This is a genomic window from Enterococcus casseliflavus NBRC 100478 (assembly GCF_001544095.1).
Taxonomy (GTDB): Bacteria; Bacillota; Bacilli; order Lactobacillales; family Enterococcaceae; genus Enterococcus_D; species Enterococcus_D casseliflavus.
Genome location: NZ_BCPT01000002.1, coordinates 185,756 through 195,816, shown reverse-complemented (window position 1 = coordinate 195,816; position 10,061 = coordinate 185,756). Strand labels below are relative to the sequence as shown.

Sequence of the window (10,061 nt, the reverse complement as noted above, 5' to 3'; positions counted from 1 at the left end):
CATCAATCAGTGATGGACGCTTTTCTTCTCATTGCTCTATGGCTCAGTAATTGCGCTGCAAGAGCAGTTCAGTTAATGAACGAATTTTGGCTTTGCTAGGTGCTTCGGGCAGCAGATCGATGTCGTCTAAGGCTTTTTGCGTGTAGGTGACCGCGAAAGCACGCGCTTTTTCGACACCGCCGTAACGGACGACAAGATCCGCAACTTCTTGGGCTTCTGCCAAGGAGAGTGCTGCTTTTTTATTCAAATAAGGAGCGAATGCTGCAGGTGCCTGTTCTTTGGCAAATAGCAGCGGTAAGGTATAGACTCCTTGTGCCAAATCTTCTAGAATCGGTTTTTTCAAAGTGCCGCTATCAGAGGTGTAGTCGAGAATATCGTCGAATACTTGAAAGGCGATCCCGATGTTGCGACCGATCTCACCCGCCCGCTCTTGGTTTTCTGTGTCGAGGCCGCCAAAATGAGCGCCTTCGAGACAAGCGAGCCAAAACAGTTCAGCGGTTTTGCCGTTGATGCTTTGCAGATAGTCGTCAATCGATTCATGGATATTGTAGCGAGTGTGCATTTGATCAAGTTCACCTAAAAGGAGTCGTTTCATGGCTTGTGCGTTGGTTTTTAAAAACGGGGAGCCATTCATACTTTCGATCAAAAGCTCAAAAAATTGGGTGAACAAAAGATCACCCGTGTAGACCGCGATATCCTTGCCGTATTTGGCTTGAACAGTGACTTGACTGCGCCGCAGCGGCGAATCGTCAATGATGTCGTCGTGGATCAAAGTGGCCATGTGTAAAATTTCTAGAGAAGCAGCAATTTTTGTTAATTGGTCGGTTTTTTTATAATGGGGATCGCCTAAGTCAGCAAACAAAAAAAAGAGCGCTGGCCGCAGCATTTTTCCACCTGAATAAGTAAAGTCGATCAAAACATCTTGTATCTCTTTGTTACGAACAGTAACGTGTTCTTCAATGATGGAACATACGGTTTTCAATCGTTGTTCGATCGTCGGATAATCGATCCAAAAGTCAAACATAGTATAACCCTTTCTAACAGTCATTCAGCCCTTATTCTAGCGTAAAGGGGCGTGATTGACTAGTTTAATGCACTCACTAAAGGAGGTGAAGTTGTGACGCTACCTGTATTTTTAGAACTTGTCGAATTTAAAGCAAAAACCGCCAGTATTTTGCCATTTTTCATTGGTGTCTGCTACAGCTGGTACAATTATCAAACGATTCATCTTGGCTATGTCCTATTGTATTTCATTGCCATGCTGATCTTCAATATGGCGGTGGATATTTTAGATAACTACAACGATTACCATCATGCCACAGAAGGGCATGATTACAAAGAAAAAACCAATATCATTGGTCGGGAACAGTTGTCTGTCAAATTGGTTTTTTGGTTGATGGTCTCCATGATCATCGTTTCCGCCGCCATGGGAATCGCCTTGGCAATGGTAGTTGGTTGGCCGCTCTTTTGGATGGGACTGTATTGTTACCTAGTCGGGATCTTTTATTCCTCTGGTCCACGGCCGCTTTCTAGTTTGCCTTTAGGCGAGTTCTTTTCTGGCTTTACGATGGGCTTTATGATCTCGTTGATCTGTGTCTATCTCAATGCCTATCAAACCTTTGAATGGAATATTGCCACGATCGGCAGTATTTTCTTGATCTCATTACCCAACACATTATGGATCGCCAACTTGATGCTGGCAAACAACATTTGTGATCTGGAAGAGGATGAAAAAAATGAGCGCTATACGCTAGTGCATTACCTTGGTAAAGCCCGTGCGTTGAAATTATTTATCACGATGAACGTCTTGGCGTTTGTTGCGATCATTGCCTCAGTTGCCCTCAACATTGCGCCTTGGTCACTGGTTCTGACCTTTTTCGCGGCGCCCTTTGTCTGGCAGCAGACAAAACGATTTATGCAAAAACAAATCAAAAGAGAGACCTTCATTTGTGCCGTTCGGATCCTTGCGGTCGGAGCATGCGTACAAGTGCTGAGTTTTGCGATTGGTTTGACTTTATAATTTTTACAGCAAAGAAAGGAAGTAAGGAAACATGAAGGAAGTTGTCATTTTAGGAGCAGGGTATGCTGGATTGCGAGCATTGCACGTACTGCAAGGAGCAAAAGAAGCGTTTCACATCACATTGATCGACAAAAACGATTATCATTATGAGGCAACCGATCTTCATGAAGTTGTGGCCGGTACGCAACCAAGAGACCGCATTTGCTATCCCATCAATGATGTTGTTCGTCCCCAAAAGACGAGCTTTGTTCAAAAGGAAGTGGCGTCGATCGATCGTAACCAGCAAGTGATCGTTTTTAAAGATCAATCCACGTGCACGTATGATTATTTGATCGTGGCGTTAGGCTTTGAATCAGAATCATTTGGGATCCCTGGTGTCGAGGAGCATGCGTTGGAAATGGTGGATGTCGACTCCGCAGAAAACATCTATCATCATTTGTTGAAACAAATGAAGGCATACAAAGAAACACAAAATCCTGACTACCTAAAAATCGTTGTCTGCGGTGCTGGTTTCACCGGAATCGAATTGCTAGGTTCATTGGTGGAAAACCGTAAAACCTTTGCGAAAGCAGCAGGCGTCAAACCAGAAGACATCAAACTGTATTGTGTCGAAGCAGTGACTCGTTTATTACCGATGTTTGATGAAAAACTATCGGATTATGGGATCAAAAATCTCGTTAAATGGGGCGTGAACTTCCTGACTGGTAAACCCATCAAAGCAATCAAACCAGGTGTCGTTGTCTATCAAGATGATGCCGATACAGGAGCAACAGCTGAATTATCAGCCAAAACCATCGTTTGGACCACAGGCGTCAGCGGCAGCCATGTGATGGCTGAATCAAACTTTTCTGCTCGTCGTGGTCGTGTGATGGTCAATCAAGACCTAACAGACCCTGATCATAGTAACGTCTATGTTGTCGGTGATGTTTCAGCAGTCATGGACCCAGCGACCAATCGCCCGTATCCAACAACGGCTCAAATCGCTTTGAAGATGGGGCAGCATGCGGGTAAAAATATCTTACGTCAAATGAACGGGGAAAAACCAACAGATTTCCACTTTGAATCATTAGGTTCAGTGGCGTCTATCGGCAATACCCATGCCTTTGGCTTAGTAGGGAAAATGGGCATCAAAGGCTATCCCGCTTCCGTGGTGAAAAAAGCCATTATGGACCGTTCCTTGTACCAAACCGGTGGGGTCAAAGAAGTATTGGCGAAAGGCCGCTTCGACTTTTATCATTGAGCAATAGAGACAGCAGACTGCGAGGGAGACCTCGCAGTTTTTTTTCAAAAAAAGCAGTGGCGGCATCCCGCAGACTACTTTTTTCTCCCAGAAACTGCTATGATAGCCAAAAGAAGAGGACAAAGGAGCAAGGACAATGCCAGAAGGCCAACGAGTGTTACAGGGAATGGGAACGGTGATCACGATTTGGGTGCAGCATGAAACCCCAGAAGTGATCTTAGAGGAAGCTGCTCAAAGAGCTGCGGCCTTTGAACAGCGATTTAGTGCCAATGACCCGACGTCTGAGTTGATGCAGATCAATCAGCAGGCAGGACAAGGAGCGATCGCCACCGCACCGGAATTGTTTGAATTGATCGCACTAGGGAAAACCCATAGCGTACCCAAAGATAGCTACTTAAATATTGCCATCGGTCCTTTGGTGCAGGAATGGCGGATCGGGTTCCAAGATGCTCATCTACCAACGCCTGAGAAAATCGCGGAGCTGCTGCCAAAGACTGATCCTGCCAAGATCATTTTGGATGAAACGCTGCAGACCGTCGGATTAGCTGCTGGCATGAAGCTTGATCTAGGGGCTGTGGCAAAAGGATATTTTGCTGATTTGTTGATGACCTATTTCAAACAGGTTGGTGTTACAGCCGCTTTGATCGATCTTGGAGGCAATGTGGTGACTTACGGCGATGCCCCAAGCCATCAAGATGGCTATTGGCGGATCGGGATCCAAAACCCTTTCTTACCAAGAGGGAATTTTGTCGCAGCGTTGAAGGTTCGTAATCAATCAGTCGTTACATCAGGGATCTATGAACGAACCTATCAGGTAGCGGGCAAGACCTATCATCATATTTTTGATCGAGATACGGGCTATCCGTTAGAGTCAGCCATTGCCAGTGTCACGATTCTCTCCGACCAATCGGTTGATGGAGAGATTTGGACAACCCGCTTGTTCGGCAAAGAGCCACAAGCCATCTTGCAGGAGCTGGCGCCGTTAGAAGGAATCACTGGGTTAATCATTACCAAACATGGAGAGTTGATCTATCCGCAAGAATTAGCCCGTTTGATCGAAACGCCAACAGCAGAATGAAAACAAGCAGCGATCACCTAGGAATATAGGTGGTGGCTGCTTGTTTTTTTGTAAAAAGAAAGCTAGACGTGTTGCAAAAAGGTCTCGATCAAGTCGGCTTCGCTGTTTGACAATGCCCGTTCGGCTTGATGGGCAATAAAATAGGTGAGGGACAAGAGTTCCTCTGGCATTGGATAAAGATTAAAAGGAGTCGCGGTCGCTGCTTGCAGCACGCTTTCTGGTACGATCGCAATCCCAAGGTTGTTTTCTGCTAATGCCGCTGCTGTATAAATATTGCTGCTTTCTATGAGCACGGTCGCCTCTACTTTGTATTTTTGCAGCAATTGATCGATTTGGCGCCGAATCGCCGAGCCGCTGGCAGTCAAAATCAACGGACTTTGCAGCAAGTCTTTGACTGCCAATGAATCAGGTGCTAAATACCGCTTCTCTGGTTGATACAGGGGAGAACAAGGCGGAATGATCGCTAGATACCGTTCTTGATTGGTACTGTGGACTGTTAGATTCGGTGCGATCGTCTCAGGATTTTGTCCGATAAAAAAGTCCAGCTGCCCATTCAACAGTCGTTTTTCATTGTGCTTCGGCAGGTCTTCCCGTAAGAAAAAGTGCACGTTGGGATAGTGTTCATAATATGCAGGCAAAAAGAGTGGCAGCAGATAGGAACCAAGGCTCGGCAAGATGCCTAAGCGCAAAGAACGCTTCTCGGTCGCTGTATACCAAGACAGCCGACTTTTCAATTTGGCAGACTCTGTTTCCAAGGTTTCCAGATATTGATAATAGATTTTACCAGCTTCCGTCAGTTGAAAATGACCCGGCTGCCGATTGATGATGGGGGTCCCTAGCTCTTGTTCGGCACGTTTCACGGTTTGTGTCAAGTAAGGCTGTGAGATGTAGAGGTCTTTGGCGGCTTTGGTATAGTTGCTATGCTTTAACAAGGTATCGAGGTATTGCAGCATCAGATGGGAATCTTTAAGTGCCATTGCGTGGTCCTCCTAGTCATTTTTCTTATTATAACAAATTTGTTATCGATGGATAATTAAATAAATATTTCACAAATAAAGAATTCAGTCGTAAACTAAATGGGTACTTGGGGAAGATTTTTTTGTTTAGGAAGAAGCCTTTCATCTCAGTAGGTCTTAAAAACCAACTTGAGAAACGATTGAAAAAAGAAATCAAAGCCAATGGTCAAAAACTTTTTATTTATTGTTAAATGTTAAATTATTCACAATTAGGAGAGATGATAATGAAATTGATTGGAATCGTAGGAACCAACTCGACGTGTTCGACCAACCGTCGCTTACTGCAATTTATTCAAAGCCATTTTAGTGACCAAGCGGAGATCGAACTTTGCGAAATCAGTGATCTGCCAGCATTTAATGAACCAGAAGATCGGACGGCACCAGCGGCAGTCCAAGCCTTGTCAGAGAAGATCGAAGCAGCCGATGGGGTGATCATCAGTACACCAGAATACGATCACTCGATCCCAGCGGTGCTAAAAAGCATGATTGAATGGCTTTCTTATACGACGCGGCCTTTGATCGACAAACCAGTGATGATCACGGGTGCTTCTCTTGGTGCATTAGGTTCATCGAGAGCCCAAGCCCACTTGCGTCAGATCTTAGATGCACCAGAAGTAAAAGCTCGAATCATGCCGAGTGCGGAATTTTTATTAGGGCACTCCATGCAAGCCTTCGATGAACAAGGAAACTTGATCGATAGCGAAAAAGTTGCCGAACTCGAAGATTGTTTCAATGAATTTGTCTTGTTTGTCGAAATCACGAACCGTCTGGTCAGTGAATATTCAACGGCTAAAGAACGAGCAAAGAAATTTTCGTGGGAACAAGCATAAGAAAGAGAGGAACCAGTCATGAAATTTGTCGGCCTAATCGGAACGAACGCCAAAAAATCCACCAATCGCCAATTAGTGGCGTTTATGCAGCGAGAATTTGCTGCCCTAGCAGAAATTGAACTGCTGGAAATCAAGGATGTCCCAATGTTCAATGAAACACAAGATCAAACCAATAGTGAAGTGATCCAACGGTTAAATAGCAAGATTTTAGCAGCCGATGGGGTGATCATTGCGACACCAGAGCATAACCATTCGATTCCTTCCGCATTGAAAAGCGTCTTGGAATGGCTCTCCTTCAATCTCCATCCCTTTGATGGCAAACCAGTGATGATCGTCGGTGCATCCTACGATGTACAAGGCTCTTCGCGAGCACAGCTTCATTTGCGCCAAATCCTTGATGCACCGGGTGTCAATGCGACAGTCATGCCAGGAAATGAGTTCTTGTTGGGACGTGCGCATCAAGCCTTTGATGAACAAGGCAATTTAAAAGATCAACGAACGGTCGATTTTTTGGAAAGCTGTTTCCGCAAGTTCGTTCGGTTTACGGAAGTCGCTAATTTGTTGAACGTACCAGAAGAAGTCGTTTATGAGCCTGGCGAATACACCGTCACAGCACCAGGACATAACGGGGATCTACCAATGGTCGTCAAATTGAGTGAAGAACGGATCGAAGCTATCGATATCGATACTTCTGGTGAATCCGAAGGGATCGCTGATGTCGTTTTCGTACGGATTCCTCAAGAGATCATTGAAGGGCAAACCTTAAATGTCGATGCGATCTCTGGTGCTTCGGTTACTAGTAACGGTGTCGTTGATGGCGTAGCAAAAGCCGTGAAAATGGCTGGTGCGAACCCAGATGTCTTGCGCAAACGGCCAAAAGCCGCCAGTGCTTTGCAAACAGAAGATGAAACGTATACCACCGATGTCGTTGTCGTAGGTGGCGGCGGTGCGGGCCTGAGTGCAGCTGCCAGTGTGCTGCAAGCCAATAAAGACGTGATCTTAGTAGAAAAATTCCCAGCGATCGGAGGCAATACCGTACGTACTGGCGGACCGATGAATGCCGCAGATCCAAAATGGCAAAACGGCTTTTCCGCATTGCCTGGCGAACGCAGTGCTTTAGAAGAAGTGCTGACGATCGATGAGCAAGAGATCGATGCAGAATACTTGCCAGACTTCAAAGCTTTGAAGGCACAAATCACTGCGTATCTTTCAGAAACGACGCCCGAAAAAGAATACTTATTTGATTCTGCTTTGTGGCATCGAATTCAAACCTATTTAGGCGGAAAACGCAAAGATTTGAATGGTCAACCGATCTATGGGAAATACGAGCTAGTGAAGATCTTGACGGATCAAGCATTGGACTCAGTGAAATGGCTAGAAGGAATCGGCGTAGAATTTGATATGAACAATGTCGATATGCCAGTAGGAGCGAAATGGCGCCGAGGACATAAACCAGTCAAAAACGAAGGGTATGCCTTTGTCTCTGCTTTGCATCAATTCGTGAAAGAACATGGGGGAACGATCTTAACCGATACGCCTGTCAAAGAATTATTGATCGAAGATGGCAAGGTTACTGGAATCATCGGGGAAGGCCGTAACGGTCAAAAAGTCACGATCCATGCCAAAGCAGTGATTTTAGCTTCTGGTGGGTTCGGAGCGAATACGAAAATGTTGAAAAAATACAATACCTATTGGACAGAGATCGAAGACGATATCAAAACGTCAAATTCACCAGCGATCACTGGTGACGGGATCAAACTAGGGGAAAGTGCTGGCGCGGACCTTGTTGGCATGGGCTTTTCGCAAATGATGCCCGTATCTGATCCAAACACAGGGGCTTTGTTCAGTGGCCTGCAAGTGCCACCTGCTAACTTTGTGATGGTCAATCAAAAGGGTGAACGCTTTGTCAATGAATACGAAAGCCGCGATGTATTGACCCAAGCGGCGATCGATAATGGCGGATTGTTCTATTTGATCGCGGATGAAGAGATCAAGAAAACCGCTTATAACACGAGCCAAGAAAAAATCGATAAGCAAGTAGCTGCTGGTACGCTGTTCCGCAGTGAGACCTTGGCTGGCCTGGCAGAGCAGATCAATGTTGATCCAGCCGTCTTAGAGGCGACCGTTGCGAAATACAACAGCTATGTGGATGCTGGGAAGGACCCAGAGTTTGGCAAAGATGTCTTCGACTTGAAAGTGGAAAAAGCGCCTTTCTATGCCACACCAAGAAAACCAGCGGTTCACCACACGATGGGGGGATTGAAGATCGATCCGCAAACCCATGTGTTGACGAAGGAAGATCAAATCATTGAAGGGCTGTATGCAGCAGGGGAAGTTGCTGGGGGGATCCATGCTGGCAATCGCTTAGGCGGCAACTCGTTGACAGACATCTTTACTTTTGGCCGAATTGCTGGAAAAACAGCAGTCGCAGAACATCTCGAATAAAAAGCCTTGCGCGTTGTGTCTCGACACGCGCGCTAGCTTTTGAAAAAACATGTGAATAAAGTAACATGCTTAAAGCAAAGGAGAGAAAAAATGGAAACAAAAATCAATCGCTGGCTGATTCTGATCGCTTCGACCGCGGTATTGCTGTGTACGGGCGCCGTTTACGCCTTTAGTGTTTTTGCAGGACCTCTTAGTCAATTAAAAGGCTGGTCCATGGAAGAGATCATGTTAGCCTTTACCATCAATGCCGCAGTTGGCCCGATTACCATGATTTTGGGTGGTTTGCTGACAGACCGAGGAGCCGCTAGATGGGTCATCGCTGGTGGAGGCGTGTTGTTCGGAGCGGGCTTCTTCCTGACGGGATTGGTCAACTCACCCGCCATGCTTTACCTGACCTATGGAGTCTTTGCTGGTTTAGGGCAAGGCTTTGCCTATTCGGCTTGTTTAAGCAATACGATTCGGCTATTCCCAGATAAACGGGGACTGGCTTCTGGCTTGATCACAGCAGGTATGGGTGGGGCAGCGATTATTGCCGCACCGATTGCAAATCGTTTGATCGAATCACAAGATGTACTAGCAGCGTTTCGGATTTTAGGGATCGCCTATATCGTGATCGTCTTAGTGGCTAGTCTGTTTATTCGCAAGGCACCAGAAGATTATCGCCCAGCAGGTTGGCAACCAGCGGCGCAAGGGAAAAATGGCCCACAAATCAATCTGAATTGGTTGGACATGCTAAAGACCCCAACCTTCTACTTGATTATCGTTATGTTAGGGGCAGGGGCTTTCTCAGGTTTGATGATTGCTTCTAACGCATCAGTGATCGGGCAAAGTATGTTCGGTTTGACGGCAGCCGCCGCTGCTTTTTATGTCAGCTTGTACTCATTGAGCAACTGTTTTGGTCGTGTCCTTTGGGGCACCGTTTCTGATAAAATTGGTCGGACGAATACGTTGATGATCATCTATGGCGTGGTGGCATTGTCCTTATTCTTATTAACGCTTGGTCAAACAACCGTGATCTTCACTGTCGGGATCATCGGTTTAGGACTGTGCTTCGGGGGCGTGATGGGGGTTTTCCCATCGATCGTTATGGAAAATTACGGACCGATCAATCAAGGAGTCAACTATGGAATCGTCTTTATTGGTTATTCTACGGCGGCATTCTTTGGGCCTAGAGTGGCAGCAGCAATCGCTGAAAGCAACCAAGGAGATTATACAAAAGCCTTTTATACAGCAATTTTCTTGGCGGTTTTTGGGCTCGTTCTCAACATTGGCTATGCGATGCTGAAAAAAGCCAAAAAGCCCGCACCTGTTATTAAATAACAATTCAACCAAAGCAGTCTTTTTGATAAAGGCTGCTTTTTTGGTGCCAAAACCACTCTTTTTTCTTTTTTTAAAACAGAGGATTGACTGATGAAGCAAAAGAGAAAACTGT

General features: G+C 45.8%; 8 protein-coding genes. 6 read left to right on the top strand and 2 right to left on the bottom strand.

The features are described from left to right. Positions 1–43: 43 nt before the first annotated feature. Positions 44–1,024 carry a polyprenyl synthetase family protein gene (locus ECA1_RS02775; RefSeq protein WP_005226544.1) on the bottom strand — a complete coding sequence of 327 codons (981 nt, stop codon included), beginning with the start codon at positions 1,022–1,024 and terminating at the stop codon, positions 44–46. Positions 1,025–1,117: 93 nt separating this feature from the next. Between ECA1_RS02775 and ECA1_RS02770 the strand changes: the two genes are divergently transcribed. The 3 genes from ECA1_RS02770 (at position 1,118) to ECA1_RS02760 (ending at position 4,338) form a co-directional block, all read left to right on the top strand. Beyond that, a complete protein-coding gene (locus ECA1_RS02770) occupies positions 1,118–2,020 on the top strand; it encodes a prenyltransferase (protein WP_060791669.1) in 903 nt (300 codons plus the stop codon). A gap of 31 nt (positions 2,021–2,051) precedes the next feature. Next, the gene (locus ECA1_RS02765; RefSeq protein ID WP_060791668.1) at positions 2,052–3,260 is read left to right on the top strand and encodes an NAD(P)/FAD-dependent oxidoreductase; all 1,209 of its coding nucleotides are present in this window, start codon (positions 2,052–2,054) and stop codon (positions 3,258–3,260) included. A 136-nt stretch (positions 3,261–3,396) separates the two neighbouring features. Next, a complete protein-coding gene (locus tag ECA1_RS02760) occupies positions 3,397–4,338 on the top strand; it encodes an FAD:protein FMN transferase (RefSeq protein WP_060791667.1) in 942 nt (313 codons plus the stop codon). Between the two features lie 62 nt (positions 4,339–4,400). Here the strand turns inward: ECA1_RS02760 and ECA1_RS02755 are convergent, their stop codons facing one another. After that, positions 4,401–5,315, bottom strand: a complete 915-nt coding sequence (locus tag ECA1_RS02755) for a LysR family transcriptional regulator (RefSeq protein ID WP_010748521.1) — start codon at positions 5,313–5,315, stop codon at positions 4,401–4,403. 263 nt (positions 5,316–5,578) lie between these two features. Here ECA1_RS02755 and ECA1_RS02750 point away from each other — a divergent pair, with 263 nt between their 5' ends. From ECA1_RS02750 to ECA1_RS02740, 3 genes are all read left to right on the top strand, one after another. Continuing rightward, positions 5,579–6,184, top strand: coding sequence for an NADPH-dependent FMN reductase (locus ECA1_RS02750; protein WP_060791666.1), 606 nt, complete (start codon positions 5,579–5,581; stop codon positions 6,182–6,184). 18 nt (positions 6,185–6,202) lie between these two features. Further along, positions 6,203–8,629 (top strand): flavocytochrome c, encoded by a 2,427-nt coding sequence (locus tag ECA1_RS02745; protein ID WP_060791665.1) that lies wholly within the window; start codon positions 6,203–6,205, stop codon positions 8,627–8,629. 90 nt (positions 8,630–8,719) lie between these two features. Beyond that, complete coding sequence (locus tag ECA1_RS02740) at positions 8,720–9,949, top strand: L-lactate MFS transporter (RefSeq protein WP_005226552.1); 1,230 nt, start codon at positions 8,720–8,722, stop codon at positions 9,947–9,949. Positions 9,950–10,061 lie beyond the last annotated feature (112 nt).

Excerpts from the sequence above, each read along its gene's own strand:
- ECA1_RS02765 (WP_060791668.1), top strand. The coding sequence starts at position 2,052 with ATGAAGGAAGTTGTCATTTTAGGAGCAGGGTATGCTGGATTGCGAGCA.
- ECA1_RS02775 (WP_005226544.1), bottom strand. The coding sequence starts at position 1,024 with ATGTTTGACTTTTGGATCGATTATCCGACGATCGAACAACGATTGAAA.
- ECA1_RS02745 (WP_060791665.1), top strand. The coding sequence starts at position 6,203 with ATGAAATTTGTCGGCCTAATCGGAACGAACGCCAAAAAATCCACCAAT.
- ECA1_RS02755 (WP_010748521.1), bottom strand. The coding sequence starts at position 5,315 with ATGGCACTTAAAGATTCCCATCTGATGCTGCAATACCTCGATACCTTG.
- ECA1_RS02760 (WP_060791667.1), top strand. The coding sequence starts at position 3,397 with ATGCCAGAAGGCCAACGAGTGTTACAGGGAATGGGAACGGTGATCACG.
- ECA1_RS02750 (WP_060791666.1), top strand. The coding sequence starts at position 5,579 with ATGAAATTGATTGGAATCGTAGGAACCAACTCGACGTGTTCGACCAAC.
- ECA1_RS02740 (WP_005226552.1), top strand. The coding sequence starts at position 8,720 with ATGGAAACAAAAATCAATCGCTGGCTGATTCTGATCGCTTCGACCGCG.